Here is an 18,299-nt window from a genome sequence, read left to right as displayed (position 1 = left end):
GAACCTACCCCTACCCTCCGGCCCCCCTTCGTCGGGTCAGGCCGCCGCGAGCGTGACGACGACGGCGAGCGCTCCGATGGTGCTGGATATCACGAGCCGGCCGCGCGGACCGGCGAGGATCCGGCCAGCCAGCATGCCAACCCTGGCGACCACTAGTTGGCAACTCGCCGAGGCGAGAAACACCCCGAGCAGCAACACCGCAGCGGCCGGCAGAACCGGGACAGCTGGGTCCAAGCCGAGTACAAGCACCGCGAGATAGAACATGGACATGGGATTCAACAAGGTCAACATCAACATCGGTATCCAGACGAACACCCGCCGCGGCGGCGGCGCCAAGTCCCCACGGCCCGCGACCGGCTGGCCAACGACCTCGGGGGCGCCGGCCGTGGATGTAGCTTCGGCGTCCGGGCTGGCAACCGCACCCGAGCGGGCGGAACGCCGCGCCGCGGCGTGGGTTGCCAAGGCGAGCAGCACCACCGCGGCGACCACCCGCAGGGGGCCGGCGGCCGGGGCCAGCACCCAGGCCAACGCGGCACTGCCGAGGATCGCAACGGTCACGTACAGACCGTTGGCGAGGGCGACGTTGAAGGCCGCGGCCGTCTCCACCCGCGACGCGTTCCGCGCGACCGGCAGGGCAAGTACCGCGAAGACGCCGACCGGGATGGCCACGACCAGGTAGCCAAGACCCTCGGATACGGCCAACACGGCTGCGAACAGGCCATCGGCCAGCACGACGCCGAGGGCCACGGCCGCACCCACCCGCAACGCGGTCCGCGTGACCAGCCACAGGATGAGTACCGCGAAGACGCCGACCGGGATGAGCAGGCCGAAACCGTAGGCCAGACCAGCCAGAAACGCATGGATCACACCGTGATCCTGCGTCGCCCCCACCGCCCGCGGCTATCGGCTTTCCGACGGAGGCGACGCAGCGCCTGGCACAGTGGATGCAGCGGAGGGCACCGTGGTCAGACGTTGAAGCCCAGCGCCCGAAGCTGCTCGCGCCCCTCGTCGGTGATCTTGTCTGGGCCCCACGGCGGAAGCCACACCCAGTTGATCCGCATCTCGTTGACCAGGCCGCCCCCCGGACCGGTGGTCAGGGCCGACCGCGCCTGGTCCTCGATGACGTCGGTCAGCGGACAGGCCGCCGAGGTGAGCGTCATGTCCAGCGTGGCGACGTTGTCGTCGTCAACGTGGACGCCGTACAGCAGGCCCAGGTCGACCACGTTGATGCCCAACTCGGGGTCGACGACATCCTTCATCGCCTCCTCGACGTCGGCGACGGCGGCCTTGCCGCCCTTCGCGGCCGGCACGCCCGCCGGAGCCGCCGCACCGGTCGCGCCGTCGCTGGCGGCCGGCGTGGCCTCGGTGGCAGTGTCCTCGCTCATCCCTGAACCTCCGTCGGACTCGTGTCCACACCGGCGCGTGCCGCGGCGTCCTTGAACGCCATCCACGGCAACAGCGCGCACTTCACCCGGGCGGGGTAGCGGGCGACGCCCGCGAAAGCCACCCCGTCCCCGAGTACCTCCTCGTCCGGCGTGACCTCGCCCCGGCCGGACATCAACTCCACGAACGCCGCGTGCACCGCGAACGCCTCGGCGGTCGGACGACCGGCGAGTAGCTCGTGCAGCACACTCGCCGAGGCCTGGCTGATGGAACAGCCGTACCCGTCGTACGAGACGTCGTGCAGCACCGCACCGTCGGTGGCGACCCGGACGGTGACCTCGTCCCCGCAGGTCGGGTTGACGTGGTGCGCCTCGGCGACGGATGCCGCCGGGTCGTCCGCGTCGCGCAGCCCCCGGCCGTGCGGGTGCTTGTAGTGGTCCAGGATGATCTCCTGGTAGAGCTGGTCAACCTGCATCAGGCGAACACCTTCCGCACCTGCTCCAGCCCCGCCACCAGGGCGTCGATCTCCTCCGTGGTGGTGTAGAGGTAGAACGAGGCCCGGGTCATGGCCGGCACCCCGAACCGGGTGCAGACCGGGCGGGCGCAGTGGTGGCCGACCCGCACCTGCACGCCCAGCGAGTCGAGCACCTGCCCGACGTCGTGCGGGTGGATGTCACCCAGCGCGAACGAGATCGTCCCGCCGCGGCCCACCGGAACGTTCGGCCCGAAGATCCGCAGCTCGGGCACCGTCGCCAGGGCATCCAGGGCGTACGCGGTGAGTTGCTTCTCGTGCCACTGGATGGCCCGCATGCCGACACCGGAGAGGTAGTCCACCGCCGCGCCCAGCGCGACCGCCTCGGCGATCGGCGGGGTGCCCGCCTCGAACCGGGTCGGCGGCGGGGCGAAGGTCGACCCCGACATCGCCACCGTTTCGATCATTGACCCACCGCCGAGCACCGGCGGCATCGCCGCGAGCAGCTCGGTACGGCCCCAGAGCACTCCGATGCCGCTCGGGGCACACATCTTGTGCCCGGTGAAGACGATGAAGTCCGGGTCGTAGTCGACCACGTCCATCGGCATGTGCGGCACCGACTGCGAGCAGTCGAGCAGCAGCAGCGCGCCGACCTCCCGGACCCGCTGCGTGATCCGGGACGTGGCGTTGATGGTGCCGAGAATATTGGACATGTGCACCAGCGAGACGATCTTCGTCCGCTCGTTGACCAGGTCCGTCAAGCCCGACTCGTCCAGCCGACCGTGGTCGGTGACCGGGAACCAGCGCAGCGTGGCGCCGGTACGTTCGCAGAGCAACTGCCACGGAACGATGTTCGAGTGGTGCTCCATCTCGGAGATCACCACCTCGTCTCCCGGGCCCAGCCGGAACCGCGGGTCGGCGTCGGGACGCAGCGACGCGTTCGAGAAGGCGTACGCCACGATGTTGATCGCCTCGGTGGAGTTCTTGGTGAACACCACCTCGTCCGGGCTCGGGGCGTTGATGAAGGCGGCGACCTTGGCCCGCGCGCCCTCGTACGCCTCGGTCGCCTCGGTGCCCAGCGTGTGCACCGAGCGCGACACGTTCGCGTTCCGCCACTCGTAGTGCTCCCGCAGCACGTCGAGCACCTGCCGTGGCTTGTGGGACGTGTTCGCGCTGTCCAGGTAGACCAGCGGGTGCCCGTTGACCTTCCGGTCCAGGATCGGGAAGTCGGCGCGCACCGCCGCCACGTCGTAGCTTGGCACGTCGCCGTACTGCGGCATACCCGGTGGTATCGCGATGGTGGTCATCGTGACCGGCCTTTCCTTGAGGTCGTCAGGCCCGCGCCGAGCCGGCCCCGGCGACGTACCGCTCGTAACCCTCGTCCTCGAGCTTGTCGGCCAGCTCCGGGCCGCCCTCCTCGACGATCCGGCCGGCGACGAAGACGTGCACGTGGTCCGGCTTGATGTACCGCAGGATCCGGGTGTAGTGGGTGATCAGCAGCAGGCCGGTGTCGCCGGTCTCCCGGACCCGGTTGACGCCCTGGCTGACCACGCGGAGCGCGTCCACGTCGAGGCCGGAGTCGGTCTCGTCGAGGATCGCCACCTTCGGCTTGAGCAGCTCCAGCTGCACGATCTCGTGCCGCTTCTTCTCGCCGCCGGAGAAGCCCTCGTTGACGTTGCGCTGGGCGAAGGCCGGGTCCATCTGCAGGCGCTCCATGGAGCCCCGCAGGTCACCCGCCCAGGTGCGCAGCTTCGGCGCCGTACCGTCGATCGCGGTCTTCGCGGTGCGCAGGAAGTTCGCCACCGACACCCCGGGCACCTCGACCGGGTACTGCATGGCCAGGAAGAGGCCGGCGCGGGCCCGCTCGTCCACGGACATCTCCAGGACGTCCGCGCCGTCGAGGGTCACCGAACCACCGGTGATCTCGTACTTCGGATGCCCGGCCACCGAGTAGGCCAGGGTGGACTTGCCGGAGCCGTTCGGGCCCATGATGGCGTGCGTCTCCCCCGACCGGACGGTCAGGTCGACACCGTGCAGGATCGGCTTGAGCTCACCCTCGGGCAGCTTGACCGACACCTGCAGGTCACGGATCTCAAGGGTGCTCATTATCGGGTCACTCCATTGCTTGGCGTCGGGCGGCCGTCGGCGCCCACTGGGATGTAGATGTCGCCGTCGCGGATCTCGACGGGGTAGACGGGAACGGGTTCGGTGGCGGGTAGCCCGGTCGGCTCGCCGGTGCGCAGGTCGAACCGCGAACCGTGCAGCCAGCACTCCAGGGTGCAGCCCTCGACCTCCCCCTCGGAGAGGGCCACCGCGGCGTGCGAGCACTCGTCGTAGACGGCGTAGAAGGCGCCGTCCTCGCCGTGCACGATCGCGATCTTCAGACCGTCAATGTCCGCACTGACCACACTGCCCTTCGGCACGTCCTCGGCGGAGCAGATGCGGATCATCACGCGCCGGCCTTCGCGGCGATGTCCCCGCTCGCGTGCGTCGGGTCGGCGAACTCGCTCCCCCCGCTGGCCAGCCGGGCCTCGATCGCCGCGCCGAGACGCTCCCGCAGGGACTCGACCGGGATCTTGTTCAACAGCTCGGCGAAGAAGCCGCGGACCACGAGCCGCCGCGCCTCGGCCTCCGGAATGCCCCGGGCCATCAGGTAAAACAGCTGCTCATCGTCGAAGCGACCGGTCGCGCTCGCGTGACCGGCACCGGCGATCTCCCCGGTCTCGATCTCCAGATTGGGTACGGAGTCCGCCCGCGCACCCTCGGTGAGCAGCAGGTTCCGGTTGATCTCGTAGGTGTCGGTGCCGGTCGCCTCGGCCCGGATCAGCACGTCGCCGACCCAGACGGTACGGGCGCTCTCACCCTGTAGGGCGCCGCGGTAGCCCACGTAGCTGCGGCAGTCCGGGACCGAGTGGTCCACCAGCTGCCGGTGCTCCAGGTGCTGCCCCTCGTCGGCGAAGTAGACACCGTACAGCTCGGCCTCGCCGCCCCGCTCGGTGTACTCCACCGTGGTGTACTGCCGGACCAGGTCGCCGCCGAGGCTGACCTGGACGTGCAGTACCCGGGCGGCGCGCCCCAGCCGCACCTTCAGGTGCTGCGCCTGCACCGCGTCGTCGGCCCAGTCGGCGACCGTGACCAGGGTCAGCTTGGCGCCGTCGGCGACCGAGACCTCGACGTTGTCGGCGAGCGTCGCCGAACCGACGTGCTCGAGCACCAGCGTCGCCTCGGCGAACCGGCCCACCTCGACGAAGGTGTGCCCGAAGGCGACCTCGTCGGCGCCCTCGCCGACCACCCGCAGGGTCACCGGCTCGGCCAGCACGGCCTCATCGGCGACCCGCACCAGCTGCGCCTGCGCCGCACCGCGGTACGCCAGCGCACTGATCCGGTCCACCGGCACGAGTACGCTGCCGATCCGCGGATCGTCCTTCGCGACCGGCTCGATGGTGACGCCCGCGGGCAGGTCGCCGTACTCGTGCCGGACCGCGCCCGCGCTGGCCGGCACCTCGCCGGTCAGGCCCCGCAGTCGGTTGAGTGGGGTGAAGCGCCACTCCTCCTCCAGGCCGGTGAGGGCCGAGAAGTCGGTGACATCGTATGAGCGCAGCGCCTGCGACTTGGTGCTGGGCGGCGCGGAAGCCTGGGTAGTCATCTCTTCCTTGGTTCTGTTCTGCGACGACGGTGTCAGTAACAGGGGACGGGTCGGGTCCGCCACGGCCTCAGCCGACCGCGCCCTCCATCTGCAGCTCGATCAGGCGGTTGAGCTCCAGCGCGTACTCCATCGGGAGCTCCTTGGCGATCGGCTCGATGAAGCCACGGACGATCATCGCCATCGCCTCGTCCTCGCTCAGCCCCCGGCTCATCAGGTAGAAGAGCTGGTCCTCGCTGACCTTCGAGACGGTCGCCTCGTGCCCCATCGACACGTCGTCCTCGCGGATGTCGACGTACGGGTAGGTGTCCGAGCGGGAGATCGTGTCGACCAGCAACGCGTCGCACTTCACGGTGCTCCTACTGCTGTGCGAACCCTCCAACACCTGCACCAGACCGCGGTACGAGGTGCGACCGCCACCGCGGGCGATCGACTTCGAGACGATGGTGCTGCTGGTGCGGGGTGCGGCGTGCACCATCTTGGCACCGGCATCCTGGTGCTGGCCTTCACCGGCCATGGCCACCGAGAGCACCTCGCCCTTGGCGTGCTCACCGGTCATGAAGACCGCCGGGTACTTCATCGTGACCTTGGAGCCGATGTTGCCGTCGATCCACTCCATGGTCGCGCCCTCGTGGCACACCGCGCGCTTGGTGACCAGGTTGTAGACGTTGTTCGACCAGTTCTGGATGGTGGTGTAGCGGCAGCGGGCGTTCTTCTTGACGATGATCTCCACGACGGCGCTGTGCAGCGAGTCCGAGGAGTAGATGGGGGCGGTGCAGCCCTCGACGTAGTGCACGTACGCACCCTCGTCAACAATGATCAGGGTCCGCTCGAACTGGCCCATGTTCTCGGTGTTGATCCGGAAGTAGGCCTGGAGCGGGATCTCCACGTGCACGCCCTTCGGCACGTAGATGAAGGAGCCACCGGACCAGACCGCGGTGTTCAGGGCGGCGAACTTGTTGTCGCCGACCGGAATCACCGTGCCGAAGTACTCCTTGAAGAGGTCCTCGTGCTCCTTGAGCGCGGTGTCCGTGTCGAGGAAGACGACGCCCTGCTCCTCCAGGTCATCACGGATCTTGTGGTAGACGACCTCGGACTCGTACTGCGCCGCCACCCCGGCGACCAGCCGCTGCTTCTCCGCCTCGGGGATGCCCAGCTTGTCGTAGGTGTTCTTGATGTCCTCCGGCAGCTCTTCCCAGCTGGTCGCCTGCTTCTCGGTGGAGCGCACGAAGTACTTGATGTTGTCGAAGTCGATCCCGGTGAGGTCGGCGCCCCAGGCCGGCATGGGCTTGCGATCGAACAACCGCAGCCCCTTGCGCCGCAGGTCGAGCATCCAGGCCGGCTCAGCCTTCTTGGCCGAGATGTCCCGCACGACCGCCTCGTTGAGGCCACGCTGCGCGACGGCCCCGGCCGCGTCGGGGTCGGCCCAGCCGTACTCGTAGCGACCGAGGGCCGCGAGCTGCTCCTCCTGGGTCAGGGGCTGAACGGTCTGCTCGGTCATCTACCTGTCCTCACAGTGGTGACGGTCTTACTGGACTGAACATGCCCCGGTTGGGCCGGAATGTGCGTCGTACACACCCCATCGCCGTGCGCGATGGTCGCGAGGCGCTGAACGTGGGTGCCGACCAGACGGGAGATCACCGCGGTCTCGGCCTCGCACAGCTGGGGGAACTCGGCGGCCACGTGCGCGACCGGGCAGTGATGTTGGCACAGCTGCCCCCCCGAGGCGATCGTGGAGGCGTTGGCAGCGTAGCCCTCCGCGGTCAGCGCGGCGGCGAGTGCCTCCGCGCGGGCGAGCGGGTCGTCGCCGGCGTCTTCCATGGCGGCCAGGCAGCGGCTCTCCAGGGCGGAGACCTGCTCGGCGGCGAAGGCCGCCACCGCCGCAGATCCCTCGCCCCGGGCGATCCAGCGCAGCGCGGCGGTGGCCATGTTGTCGTAGTGGTGGGTGCCGCAGCGACCGCGGGCCGCCTCGGTCAGCAGGAAGACCTTGGCCGGACGGCCGCGCCCGCGGTGACCCCGGACCGCCGGATCGCGGGCGAGGACATCTCCCTCGGCGAGCATCGCGTCCAGGTGCCGCCGAATCGCGGCGGGGCTGAGCCCAAGCTCGCGCCCCAGCTGCGCGGCGGTGGTGGCACCCCGCTCCAGCAGAAGCTGGGTAACCCGGTCGCGGGTTGACGGGTCGGCGACGGCCGACCCACCGGCGAGCCCGACAGGCGCCGGCTGGCGCCCCGAGAGCCCCGCCACGTTTTTCACAACGCCAACGTTACGTAATTCGCCGGAGGCCTGCAAACTCGGGGTCCGGTGATCCAAAACACCGTTGTGGCGAAGCCGCCCGAGGAGGCACCACTACGATGCGTAGGATTTGCGCCGTGACTGTCGCCGCCCGGTTCCCGGTCTCCACCACCATGCTTCGCCGGCTGGCGTTCGCCAACATTCTCGCGAACGTGCTGATCGTCGTTACCGGCGGGGCCGTCCGGCTGACCGCCTCCGGCCTGGGCTGCCCCACCTGGCCCCGATGTACCGACACGTCGTACACGGCAACGCCCGAAATGGGCCTGCACGGGGCGATCGAATTCGGCAACCGGCTGCTCACCTTCGTGGTCGGCATCGTCGCCATCGCCGTGGTGGTGGCCGTCCTGCTACACCGACCACGCCGACGCGGCCTGCTGCCACTCGCGGTCGCGGTCCTGCTCGGCATCCCGGCGCAGGCCGTGATCGGTGGGATCACCGTCCGCACCAATCTCAACCCGTGGGTGGTCGGGCTGCACTTCCTCGCCTCGATGGTCGTCATCGCCCTCGCGTACGCCCTCTGGCGGCGGATCGCGGAACCGGACGGCCCGACCGTGCCGGTGGTGCCCGGGCCGCTGCGCACCCTCGCGGTGATCACCACCGTGGTCTGCGTGGCGGTACTCGTGGTCGGCACCTGGGTCACCGGCAGCGGCCCACACGCCGGTGACGGCGGGGCGGCCCGCAACGGCCTCGACCCCGAGCAGCTCTCCCAGATCCACGCCGATGGCGTGTTCCTGCTGATCGGCCTCTCGGTGGCCCTGGTCTTCGCGTTCCGGGCGGTCGGCGCCGCCGGCCCCGCCCGGGCCGCGCTGGTGTTGGTCGGGGTGGAGGCCGGGCAGGGCGTGATCGGCTACGTGCAGTACTTCACCAACCTGCCAGCGCTGCTCGTCGGCGCCCACATGCTCGGCTCCTGCCTGGTGCTGCTGGCCACCCTCGCGGTGCTTCGGTCGACCCGGGAGCGCCGGCCGGAAACCGACCCCACCCCGAGCGCCACCACCGCCGGCGACACCACGACCGAGCCCTCGGTCCCCGTTCCCGCCTGAGCCGTCGACCCCCGGGGTCGAGCCTGAGCCGTCGACCCCCGGGGTCGAGCCTGAGCCGTCGGCCCCGCCCGAGCCTGAGCCGTCGGCCCCGTTCGGACCGCCCTGGCATGCTCCCCCAACGCCAACGTCGTCGGACGCGAAACCGCGTCCGACGACGTTGAGCGAGGATGTTCAGGGTTGGTTTTGCAGGCGGGTCAGGATGGCATCCGCGAGACGATCCGGGGCGCCGTCGGCGTACCCGAGGAAGAGTGACGGCTCGGTCAGTTCCAGCTCGACCAGGAGCGGCACCTCGCCCTCGCCCGGAATCAGGTCGACCCGGGCGTAGAGCAGCCGCTCCGGTCCGCCCGGAATCTCGGCGAGGATCTTCTCCGCCAACGCCACCTGCTCCGGGGTCGCGGCGCGGGGGGTGATCTGCTCGGTTTTACGGGGCTCCTCCGGCCCCAGGTCCGGGCCGGTCAGCATCGCGCCCTTACGGATCGCGTGGCTGAAACGCAGGCCGTCGGGGCCAGCAAGGAAGAGCAACGCGGTCTCCCCGTCGGTGTCAACGGCGGAGAGGTACGGCTGCACCATGGTCACTCGCCCGTCCGCGCCGATGCGCCGCACATGTGCCTGGGCGAGTTCCCGGTGCTCGGGGTCGGCCAGGTCGTACCGGCCGGTGTCCCGACTGTCCGCGCCGACCGAGGGCTTGATGACGAACTGCCCACGCTCCGCGGGGAGCGACCACTGCTGCCCCGGTTCGATCCAGGAGGTGGGGACGACGGCCACTCCCGCGGCGGAGAGCTGCTCGAGGTAGCGCTTGTCGGTGTTCCAGCGGACGATGTCCGCCGGGTTGGCCAGCGCCGGCACCGTCGCCGCCCAGGCGACGAAGGCATCCCGGCGGGCGGTGTAGTCCCACGGCGAGCGGAGGACCACCAGGTCATAACCCGCCCAGTCCACGCCGGGATCATCCCAGATCACCGCCTCGGCGGTGATGCCGCGAGCCGCGAGCGGCGCGTGGACGAGGCGGTCGTCACTCTCAAGGTCAGGAAAGGCCGCGCAGGTCACGATGGCGACCCGGGGCTCCCGCCGGGCCGACTCGGGCGAAGTGATCACCATGGCCGGGAGCCTAACGAGCCATCGTGCGTCGGGCCATCGACCGCCAGAGATCATTACTCGGACGCATCTGGTCCATCAGTTCACGCTCCCACGCGTTCTCGACGGTGACGCCCGCCTTGGCGCACGCCTGCCGCGCGACGACGGTGTCGTCGGCGAACTGGTCGCCCCAGACTCCGTCGGAGCCGACGAGGACGATGCGCGCACCACGCTTGCCGACATACTCGATGACCGCCTTCGCCCCACCATGCCCGGCGGCGAACGACTTGATGCCGGCCACCAGGCCGCTGGGGGCCGGACCGTTGGCGGCCTGCTCGGCCGTCAGCGTCGTATCGGAACGATCTGCCATGACGCGAAGCCTAAGCAGAGTTCCCCCCATGCGGGCGAGTTCGGTGAACCTTTTGTGATGCCAGTTACCCCGAAAGCGTGACCAGAGATGCCCCTTTTGACCCGATTTACCTGCATAATTTTCGCATTAACGGCCAGGGGATTTCCAAAACATAAACCAGGGTGACGGATTTCCGACCAACCAGGGATTCCCGCAGATCAATGACGAAACCCGACAAAACCCAATATCTTCGCCCCCGACCAGGGCAGGACGGTCAGATCACCGCGTCCAGCGCAACCGCCGCGAAGACAACGGTCAGGTAGGTGGTGGACCAGTGGAACAGCCGCATCGGCTTGACCGCCTCCCCCCGCGCCGCCCGACGGCACAGCCGGTGCGCCTCGACCAGGAAGATGACCCCCACGACGAGGGTCGGCAGCCCGTAGACCGGCCCGATCCCCGCCCCGAGCGGCCAGGCCACCAGCGACACCAGCACCGTCAGCCAGGCGAAGACGAGAATCTCGGCGTTGACCCGCCGGGTGGACGCCACCACCGGCAGCATCGGGATGCCCGCCCGGGCGTAGTCGTCCTTGTATTTCATCGCCAGCGGATAGAAGTGCGGCATCTGCCAGAAGAAGACGACCCCGAAGAGCGCCCAGGCGGCCGGCGCGAGGGAACCGGTCACCGCGGCCCAGCCGATCAACACCGGCGCCGCCCCACAGGCCCCGCCCCAGAAGGTGTTCGCCGTGGTGGTGCGCTTGAGCCAGGCGGTGTAGACCAGGTCGTAATAGAGAATCGCGGCCAGTGTCAACCCGGCGGCCAACGCATTGGTGAAGACGGCCAGCAAGGTGACCGAGACCACTGCCAGCACCAGGCCGAAGATCAATGCGTTCCGCGGTGTGACGGTGTGCGCCGGCAGCGGGCGACGCTTGGTGCGCCGCATCACCTGATCGATATCACGGTCGATGTAGCAGTTCAGGACGCTCGCCGCGCCGGCCGCCAGCGACCCGCCGACCAGCACCACCGCCATCAGCCAAAGCGACGGCAGACCGCCGTGCGCGAGCATCATCGCCGGCACGGTGGTAACCAGCAGCAGCTCCACGATCCGCGGCTTGGTCAACGCCACGTACGCCGCGACCACCGCCCGCAGGTCCCGCCGCGAGCCGACCGCCCCATCCCCCGTCGTGCTGACCGACTGCCCGGCGGTGTCGCTGACGGGGCGCTCGGTGATCATGCTCACGGATGCCACCTTCCGGCATGGGCGGGGGAGGTCGGAATGATCGGGCCCCACTCCGGGACCATCACCGCCCCACCCTACGCGCCGCCGTAATGGCTGCCCTGCTGACCCAGCAACGGTGCGGGGCGTCACACCCGTACGCGACTAAGCGGCCGGAACCGGGAGAACAGCATGCACGGATCCCCGGGCGGACGTTTAGGACCGCTCGATAGGGTCACCGGTGAGGGTTCCGCCCATCTGCCGAGGAGCACACCGAACGTGGCTGACAACCGACCCGAGCTTCCTGCACTCAACTGGTCCGACCTCGACCGTCGGGCGGTCGACACGGTCCGCGTACTGGCCATGGATGCCGTCGAGAAATCCGGCAACGGCCATCCCGGCACCGCGATGAGCCTGGCGCCCGCGGCCTACCTACTCTTCAACCGGGTCATGCGCCACAACCCCGCCGACCCGACCTGGCCCGGCCGGGACCGCTTCGTCCTCTCCGCCGGGCACTCCAGCCTCAGCCTCTACATCCAGCTCTACTTCTCCGGCTACCCGATGAGCCTCGCCGACCTGGAAGGGCTGCGGCAGTGGGGCTCCCTCACCCCCGGCCACCCCGAGTACGGGCACACCCCGGGAGTGGAGACCACCACCGGCCCGCTCGGGCAGGGCCTGGGCAACGCGGTCGGAATGGCGATGGCCGCCCGCCGGGAACGCGGATTGTTCGACCCCGAGCCGGCGCGCGGCACCTCGCCCTTCGACCACGACATCTGGTGCATCGCCTCCGACGGCGACATCGAGGAGGGGATCAGCCACGAGGTCAGCGCCCTCGCAGCGCACCAGCAACTGGGCAACCTCTGCGTGATCTACGACGACAACGAGATCTCGATCGAGGACGACACCCGGATCGCCAAGAGCGAGGACGTCACAGCCCGCTACAAGGCGTACGGGTGGCACGTGCAGACCGTCGACTGGCGGCGCGGCGACGCCGACGCCGACGACTACCACGAGGATGTGGCCACGCTGTACCGGGCGTTCCTGGCGGCCAGGGCAGAGAACGGCCGGCCGTCGTTCATCGCGCTGCGCACCATCATCGGCTGGCCAGCACCGAACAAGCGGAACACCGGCAAAATCCACGGTGCGGCGCTCGGCGCCGACGAGGTCGCGGCGACCAAGGAACTCCTCGGCTTCGACCCGGAGCGCACCTTCGAGGTCGACGAGGACGTCCTCAAGCACGCCCGCCAGGCACTGGAACGTGGCATCGCCGCCCAACACGAATGGACCGAGACCTTCGCGGCCTGGGGGCGGGCGAACCCGGAACGCCGGACGCTCTGGGACCGGCTGGCCACCCGGACCCTGCCGGCAGACTGGACGGACGCCCTACCCACGTTCCCCGCCGACGCCAAGGGCCTCGCCACCCGCGCGGCCTCCGGCAAGGTCCTCGCCGCGCTCGCACCGGTGCTGCCGGAGTTGTGGGGCGGCTCGGCCGACCTGGCGGACAGCAACAACACCACCATGAAGGGCGAGCCGTCCTTCATCCCGGCCGAGCACGCCACCAAGGACTTCCCGGGCAACGAGTACGGCCGAACGCTGCACTTCGGCATCCGTGAGCACGCGATGGCCGCCATCCTCAACGGAATCGCACTGCACGGTGGCACCCGCCCGTACGGCGGCACCTTCCTCGTCTTCAGCGACTACATGCGCCCGTCGGTGCGGCTCGCGGCGATGATGAAGCTGCCGGTGACCTACGTCTGGACGCACGACTCGATCGGCCTCGGTGAGGACGGTCCGACCCACCAGCCGGTGGAGCACCTCACCTCGCTGCGGGCGGTCCCCGGCCTGGACGTGGTACGCCCCGCCGACGCGAACGAGACCGCCTGGGCGTGGCGGCAGGTCCTGACGCACACCGACCGACCGGCCGCGTTGGCGCTGAGCCGCCAGCCGTTGCCGACCCTGGATCGGTCCGTGCTCAACAGCGCGGAAGGGGTGGCCCGCGGCGGGTACGTGCTGGCCGAGGCCGGCGGCGGCAAGCCGCAGGTGATCCTCATCGGCACCGGCTCGGAGGTGCAGCTCTGCCTCACCGCCCGGGAGCGGCTGGAGGCCGACGGCACCCCCACCCGAGTCGTCTCCATGCCCTGCCAGGAGTGGTTCCGGGCCCAGGACGAGGCGTACCGGGAATCGGTCCTACCCCGTGGGGTGCGGGCACGGGTGAGCGTGGAGGCGGGTGTCGCGATGTCCTGGCGGGCCTTCGTCGGTGACTGCGGCGAGACCATCAGCCTGGAGCACTTCGGGGCGAGCGCCCCGCACACCGTGCTCTTCGAGGAGTTCGGTTTCACCCCGGACCGGATCGTGGGTGCGGCGCACGCCGCACTGACCCGGGTCGGCGACATCACCGGTAATCCGACCGGCAACTGAGGGGAGCGCGACGGCATGACGGACAGGCTGGGTGAGCTCACCGCCGCGGGTGTGGCGGTCTGGCTCGATGACCTTTCGCGGACGCGACTCAGCTCCGGCGAGCTGGACCGGCTGCGCCGGGAGAAGCACCTGGTCGGGGTGACCACCAACCCGACGATCTTCGCCAAGGCCCTGGGCGACGCCAAGGAGTACGACTGGCAGCTACACGACCTCGCGACGCGCGGGGTGAACGTCGAGGAGGCGGTCCGCACCCTCACCGCGTACGACGTGCGCTGGGCCTGTGACGTGATGCGACCGGCGTACGAGGCGTCGGCGGGAGTGGACGGACGGGTCTCGCTGGAGGTGGACCCGCGGCTGGCGTACGAGACCGCGCAGACCATCGCCGAGGCGCGGGCGCTCTGGTGGCTGGTGGACCGGCCGAACCTGTTCATCAAGATCCCGGCCACCGAGGCCGGATTGCCGGCGATCACCGCCGCCCTGGCCGAGGGGATCAGTGTGAACGTCACCCTGATCTTCGGGCTGGACCGCTACTCGGCGGTCATGGAGGCGTTCCTGACCGGCCTGGAGCGGGCGAAGGCGAACGGCCACGACCTGTCCAGGATCGGCTCGGTGGCGTCCTTCTTCGTCTCCCGGGTCGACACCGAGGTGGACCAGCGGCTGGAGAAGATCGGCGCGGAGCAGGCCAGGGCGCTGCGCGGTCGGGCCGCTATCGCCAACGCCCGACTGGCCTACGAGCGCTACAGCCAGGTCTTCGCCTCTGACCGGTGGCAGGCCCTCGCCGACGCCGGGGCACATCCGCAGCGACCGCTCTGGGCCTCCACCTCGACCAAGAACCCGGACTACCGGGACGTGCTCTACGTCGAGGAACTGATCGCCCCCGGCACCGTCAACACGATGCCGGAACCGGTGATCAACGCCTACGCCGAGCACGGCGAGACCAGCGGCGACACCGTCACCGGCGGCTACGACGAGGCACGGAAGGTCTTCGCGGGCCTGGCGGCGGCCGGGGTTGACCTGACCGACGTGATCGACACCCTGGAGCGCGAGGGGGTGGAGAAGTTCGCGGCGAGCTGGAACGAGCTACTCGAAGGGGTCCGCCGTTCCCTCGCCGCCGCGAACCGGGGCGTCGACCACCCCGGTGACGCCGCCACGAAGAACGCGCGGGCCGCCGAGCAGGCGGGAGGCAACGCGTGAGCGAGCTTCTCGGACCGCCCGTCGAGGCCGCTGCCGGCCTCTCGGTGCGCGGGGCAGACGCGGTTGACCAGGCCGCGGCCGCCTCCACCCGGACCGCGGTAACCACGGCCGGTGTTCCCGGCAAACTGGCGGCGAAGGACCCCACGCTCTGGGGGCCGGAGGCGGAGGCCGAGGCGCGGATCCGGCTGGGTTGGGTCGACACCCACACCCGCAGCCGGGATCTGCTTCCGCAACTCGCCGAGCTGACCTCGGAGCTGGCCGACCTGGATCACGTGGTGCTCTGCGGGATGGGCGGCTCGTCGCTGGCTCCCGAGGTGATCTCCCGGACGCTCGGCCGGCCGCTGACCATCCTGGACACCACCGATCCGGGCCAGCTCCGGGCGACGCTCGCCGACCGCCTGGAGCGGACCGTCGTCGTGGTGGCCAGCAAGTCCGGTTCGACGGTGGAGACCGACAGCCAGCGACGCGCGTACTGGCAGGCGTTCCTCGACGCGGGGATGTCCGAGGCGGAGGCCGGGCGGCACTTCGTGATCGTCACCGACCCGGATTCGCCGCTGGCGGCGACCGCTGCCGAGATGGGCGCGTTCACCGTGCTGGCCGATCCGAATGTCGGCGGGCGCTTCGCCGCGCTGACCGCGTTCGGACTCGTTCCGACGGCGCTGGCCGGGGTCGAGGTGGCCGAGCTACTGGACCAGGCCGAGGCTTTCGCCGGGTCGTTGGCCGGCGAGCGAGACAACCCGGCGCTGGCGCTGGGCGCCGCGCTGGGTGCGGCGGCCACCGCCGGCCGGGACAAGGTGGCGCTGGTCTCGGACGGCAGCGGAATCGACGGGCTCGGTGACTGGGCCGAGCAGTTGATCGCCGAGTCGACCGGAAAGTCCGGGAGCGGCATCCTGCCGGTCGTCGTCGAGTCGCCGACCAGCCCGGGCGCCACCGGCGAGGGCATCCTCACCGTCAGCTACGGCGGGGCGCTGACCGCCGGGGAACTCAGCGGCGGGGAAGGGCCCGGGGGCGCGCCGGACGTGGCGGTCAACGGGCCGTTGGGGGCCCAGTTCCTCGCTTGGGAGTATGCGGTCGCGGTTGCCGGCGTGGTGCTCGGCATCGACGCGTTCAACCAACCGAACGTCACCGAGAGCAAGGAGAACACCAACCGGATCCTGGCCTCGGGCGCGCCGTCGGAGCAGCCGTCCTGCACTGAGGGCGCGATCGAGGTGTACGCCCCGGCGGGTGTACCGGGCGACCTGGCCGGCGCGATGCGCTGGCTGATCGACGGCGTGGATGAGGACGGCTACCTCGCGGTCATGGCGTACCTCGACCGCGGGGCCGATGCCGACGCGGCCCGGCTCCGCTCCGCGTTGGCCGAGGCTCTCAGCCCGCCGGTGACCTTCGGCTGGGGCCCCCGGTTCCTGCATTCCACCGGGCAATATCACAAGGGCGGCCCACAGGTGGGTAGCTTCCTCCAGCTAACCGGTACGGTCGACGTTGATCTGCCGGTGCCCGGGAAGCCGTACAGCTTCGGGGAGTTGCAGGCGGCACAGGCCGCTGGCGACCGGCAGGCCCTGGCTGACCGGAAGCGTCCGGTGCTGCGGCTCCACCTGACCGACCGGTCGGCGGGGGTGACGCAGCTGTTGGAGGCGGCTGGCGCGCTACCCAGGCGACGATGACGGACGAAACAAGGCGGAGCGAGGAGACGGCGTGACCAACCCGTTACGCGACCTGCAGGACCGACGGCTGCCCCGCATCCCGGAACCCTGCGCTCTGGTCATTTTCGGCGTTACCGGGGACCTGGCCCGCAAGAAGTTACTACCCGCGGTGTACGACCTTGCGAACCGAGGGCTGCTGCCCCCGAGCTTCGTCGTGCTCGGCTTCGCCCGCCGGGACTGGGATGACGGCGACTTCGAGTCCGTCGCCCAGGCCGCGGCGAAGGCACACGCCCGCACTCCCTGGCGCGAGGAGGTGTGGGCGCGGCTGGCCGGCAACATCAAGTTCGTCGGCGGGTCATTCGACGAGGACGCCGCCTTCGACCAGTTGGCGGGCACGTTGGACGGGCTACGCCAGTCGCATGGCATTCCCGGCAACGCCGCCTTCTACTTCGCCATCCCCCCGGCGGCCTTCCCGGTGGTGCTCAAGCAGCTCGCCCGCACCGGAATGTCGGATAACGCCAGCTCCAGCGGGTGGCGCCGAGTCGTGGTCGAGAAGCCGTTCGGGCACGATCTGCCCTCGGCGAAGGAACTCAACGACCTGGTGGACGATGTCTTCACCCGTCGGGACGTCTTCCGCATCGACCACTACCTGGGCAAGGAGACAGTCCAGAACATCCTCGCCCTGCGGTTCGCCAACAACCTGTTCGAGCCGTTGTGGAACTCGAGATACGTCGACTCGGTGCAGATCACCATGGCCGAGGATGTGGGGATCGGCACCCGGGCCGGGTTCTACGACACCGCTGGCGCCGCCCGGGACGTACTCCAGAACCATCTCCTGCAGCTGCTCGCGCTGGTGGCGATGGAGGAGCCCACCAGCTTCGCCGCCGACGAGATCCGCGCCGAGAAAATCAAGGTGCTCAAGGCCATCACCCTGCCACCAGATGTGCACCAGGGGACCGTACGCGGCCAGTACCTGCCCGGCTGGGTCGGCGGCGAACGTGCCCTCGGCTACCTGGACGAGCAGGGCGTCCCGGCGGACTCGACCACCGAGACCTACGTCGCGGTGCAGCTTGGCATCCAGAACCGCCGGTGGGCGGGGGTGCCCTTCTACATCCGCGCCGGCAAACGGATGCCCCGCCAGGTGACCGAGGTCGCGGTCATGTTCAAGAAGGCCCCACACCTGCCGTTCAACGACGCCGATGTGAAGTCGCTGGGCAACAACCAACTCGTCATCCGGGTCCAGCCGGACGAGGGCGTGGTCCTCAAGTTCGGCTCCAAGGTGCCCGGGACCGCGATGGAGGTCCGCGACATCGCGATGGACTTCCAGTACGGCGAGGCGTTCACCGAGGCCAGCCCGAAGGCGTACGAACGGTTGGTGCTGGACGTCCTGATCGGCGACCGCACCCTCTTCCCGGACGCCGCCGAGGTCGAGCAGAGCTGGCGGGTGGTGGACCCGCTGGAACAAGCCTGGGCGGGCACGAAACCGGAGCCCTACCGATCCGGTGAGTGGGGTCCCCGCCGCACCGACGAGATGCTGGCCCAGGCGGGCCGCGCCTGGCGGCGGGCGTGACGACCGGGCAACGC

Annotated in this window: 17 protein-coding genes; 5 read left to right on the top strand and 12 right to left on the bottom strand. The window is 69.9% G+C overall.

Features of this window, described 5'->3' with window-relative positions; all coding sequences use genetic code 11:
- Positions 1–36: 36 nt before the first annotated feature.
- The 9 genes from H0524_RS18505 to H0524_RS18465 form a co-directional block, all read right to left on the bottom strand.
- On the bottom strand, positions 37–867 hold the full coding sequence (locus H0524_RS18505; protein ID WP_375372013.1) for a hypothetical protein: 831 nt from the start codon (positions 865–867) through the stop codon (positions 37–39).
- Positions 868–965: 98 nt separating this feature from the next.
- Positions 966–1,385, bottom strand: coding sequence for a metal-sulfur cluster assembly factor (locus H0524_RS18500; protein ID WP_180199772.1), 420 nt, complete (start codon positions 1,383–1,385; stop codon positions 966–968).
- Positions 1,382–1,858, bottom strand: a complete 477-nt coding sequence (gene sufU, locus H0524_RS18495; RefSeq protein ID WP_180199771.1) for a Fe-S cluster assembly sulfur transfer protein SufU — start codon at positions 1,856–1,858, stop codon at positions 1,382–1,384. Before sufU ends, H0524_RS18500 begins: the two co-directional genes overlap by 4 nt.
- Positions 1,858–3,162 carry a cysteine desulfurase gene (locus tag H0524_RS18490; protein ID WP_180199770.1) on the bottom strand — a complete coding sequence of 435 codons (1,305 nt, stop codon included), beginning with the start codon at positions 3,160–3,162 and terminating at the stop codon, positions 1,858–1,860. The genes sufU and H0524_RS18490 overlap by 1 nt, the downstream gene beginning before the upstream one ends.
- 25 nt (positions 3,163–3,187) lie before the next feature.
- The gene (gene sufC / locus H0524_RS18485) at positions 3,188–3,961 is read right to left on the bottom strand and encodes a Fe-S cluster assembly ATPase SufC (RefSeq protein WP_018727335.1); all 774 of its coding nucleotides are present in this window, start codon (positions 3,959–3,961) and stop codon (positions 3,188–3,190) included.
- Positions 3,961–4,305, bottom strand: coding sequence for a non-heme iron oxygenase ferredoxin subunit (locus tag H0524_RS18480; protein WP_026322774.1), 345 nt, complete (start codon positions 4,303–4,305; stop codon positions 3,961–3,963). The genes sufC and H0524_RS18480 overlap by 1 nt, the downstream gene beginning before the upstream one ends.
- Entirely contained in the window at positions 4,305–5,501 is a 1,197-nt protein-coding gene (sufD, locus tag H0524_RS18475; protein WP_180199769.1) for a Fe-S cluster assembly protein SufD, read from the bottom strand. Before sufD ends, H0524_RS18480 begins: the two co-directional genes overlap by 1 nt.
- 67 nt (positions 5,502–5,568) lie before the next feature.
- On the bottom strand, positions 5,569–6,999 hold the full coding sequence (sufB, locus tag H0524_RS18470) for a Fe-S cluster assembly protein SufB (protein ID WP_018727332.1): 1,431 nt from the start codon (positions 6,997–6,999) through the stop codon (positions 5,569–5,571).
- Positions 6,996–7,751: an ArsR family transcriptional regulator gene (locus tag H0524_RS18465; protein WP_180199768.1), complete on the bottom strand. Its 756-nt coding sequence runs from the start codon at positions 7,749–7,751 to the stop codon at positions 6,996–6,998. Before H0524_RS18465 ends, sufB begins: the two co-directional genes overlap by 4 nt.
- 98 nt (positions 7,752–7,849) lie before the next feature.
- Between H0524_RS18465 and H0524_RS18460 the strand changes: the two genes are divergently transcribed.
- A complete protein-coding gene (locus H0524_RS18460; RefSeq protein WP_180199767.1) occupies positions 7,850–8,830 on the top strand; it encodes a heme A synthase in 981 nt (326 codons plus the stop codon).
- Between the two features lie 171 nt (positions 8,831–9,001).
- On the opposite strand, the gene H0524_RS18455 is transcribed toward H0524_RS18460, so the two are convergent.
- The 3 genes from H0524_RS18455 to H0524_RS18445 form a co-directional block, all read right to left on the bottom strand.
- Complete coding sequence (locus H0524_RS18455) at positions 9,002–9,925, bottom strand: RimK family alpha-L-glutamate ligase (RefSeq protein ID WP_180199766.1); 924 nt, start codon at positions 9,923–9,925, stop codon at positions 9,002–9,004.
- Positions 9,926–9,935: 10 nt separating this feature from the next.
- A complete protein-coding gene (locus tag H0524_RS18450; protein WP_018223379.1) occupies positions 9,936–10,271 on the bottom strand; it encodes a hypothetical protein in 336 nt (111 codons plus the stop codon).
- A 253-nt stretch (positions 10,272–10,524) separates the two neighbouring features.
- On the bottom strand, positions 10,525–11,487 hold the full coding sequence (locus H0524_RS18445) for a heme o synthase (protein ID WP_180199765.1): 963 nt from the start codon (positions 11,485–11,487) through the stop codon (positions 10,525–10,527).
- 255 nt (positions 11,488–11,742) lie between these two features.
- On the opposite strand from H0524_RS18445, the gene tkt reads away from it, so the two are divergent.
- Genes tkt through zwf form a run of 4 tightly spaced genes read left to right on the top strand, consistent with a single transcriptional unit; the run spans position 11,743 to position 18,285 of the window.
- Positions 11,743–13,881 (top strand): transketolase, encoded by a 2,139-nt coding sequence (gene tkt / locus H0524_RS18440; RefSeq protein ID WP_180199764.1) that lies wholly within the window; start codon positions 11,743–11,745, stop codon positions 13,879–13,881.
- Positions 13,882–13,896: 15 nt separating this feature from the next.
- The gene (gene tal, locus H0524_RS18435; protein WP_180199763.1) at positions 13,897–15,075 is read left to right on the top strand and encodes a transaldolase; all 1,179 of its coding nucleotides are present in this window, start codon (positions 13,897–13,899) and stop codon (positions 15,073–15,075) included.
- Positions 15,072–16,736 carry a glucose-6-phosphate isomerase gene (locus H0524_RS18430; RefSeq protein WP_180199762.1) on the top strand — a complete coding sequence of 555 codons (1,665 nt, stop codon included), beginning with the start codon at positions 15,072–15,074 and terminating at the stop codon, positions 16,734–16,736. Before tal ends, H0524_RS18430 begins: the two co-directional genes overlap by 4 nt.
- 31 nt (positions 16,737–16,767) lie before the next feature.
- The gene (zwf, locus tag H0524_RS18425; RefSeq protein WP_180199761.1) at positions 16,768–18,285 is read left to right on the top strand and encodes a glucose-6-phosphate dehydrogenase; all 1,518 of its coding nucleotides are present in this window, start codon (positions 16,768–16,770) and stop codon (positions 18,283–18,285) included.
- The last annotated feature ends 14 nt before the right edge of the window (positions 18,286–18,299 follow it).

This window comes from Salinispora sp. H7-4 (genome assembly GCF_013416675.1).
Taxonomy (GTDB): Bacteria; Actinomycetota; Actinomycetes; order Mycobacteriales; family Micromonosporaceae; genus Micromonospora; species Micromonospora vitiensis.
The sequence above is the reverse complement of the archived record's forward strand: the minus strand, read 5'-3'. Positions and strand labels throughout refer to the sequence as shown.

Excerpts from the sequence above, each read along its gene's own strand:
- H0524_RS18480 (WP_026322774.1), bottom strand. The coding sequence starts at position 4,305 with ATGATCCGCATCTGCTCCGCCGAGGACGTGCCGAAGGGCAGTGTGGTC.
- H0524_RS18460 (WP_180199767.1), top strand. The coding sequence starts at position 7,850 with ATGCGTAGGATTTGCGCCGTGACTGTCGCCGCCCGGTTCCCGGTCTCC.
- H0524_RS18455 (WP_180199766.1), bottom strand. The coding sequence starts at position 9,925 with ATGGTGATCACTTCGCCCGAGTCGGCCCGGCGGGAGCCCCGGGTCGCC.
- H0524_RS18500 (WP_180199772.1), bottom strand. The coding sequence starts at position 1,385 with ATGAGCGAGGACACTGCCACCGAGGCCACGCCGGCCGCCAGCGACGGC.
- sufU (WP_180199771.1), bottom strand. The coding sequence starts at position 1,858 with ATGCAGGTTGACCAGCTCTACCAGGAGATCATCCTGGACCACTACAAG.
- tal (WP_180199763.1), top strand. The coding sequence starts at position 13,897 with ATGACGGACAGGCTGGGTGAGCTCACCGCCGCGGGTGTGGCGGTCTGG.
- H0524_RS18450 (WP_018223379.1), bottom strand. The coding sequence starts at position 10,271 with ATGGCAGATCGTTCCGATACGACGCTGACGGCCGAGCAGGCCGCCAAC.
- sufB (WP_018727332.1), bottom strand. The coding sequence starts at position 6,999 with ATGACCGAGCAGACCGTTCAGCCCCTGACCCAGGAGGAGCAGCTCGCG.
- sufD (WP_180199769.1), bottom strand. The coding sequence starts at position 5,501 with ATGACTACCCAGGCTTCCGCGCCGCCCAGCACCAAGTCGCAGGCGCTG.
- H0524_RS18490 (WP_180199770.1), bottom strand. The coding sequence starts at position 3,162 with ATGACCACCATCGCGATACCACCGGGTATGCCGCAGTACGGCGACGTG.
- sufC (WP_018727335.1), bottom strand. The coding sequence starts at position 3,961 with ATGAGCACCCTTGAGATCCGTGACCTGCAGGTGTCGGTCAAGCTGCCC.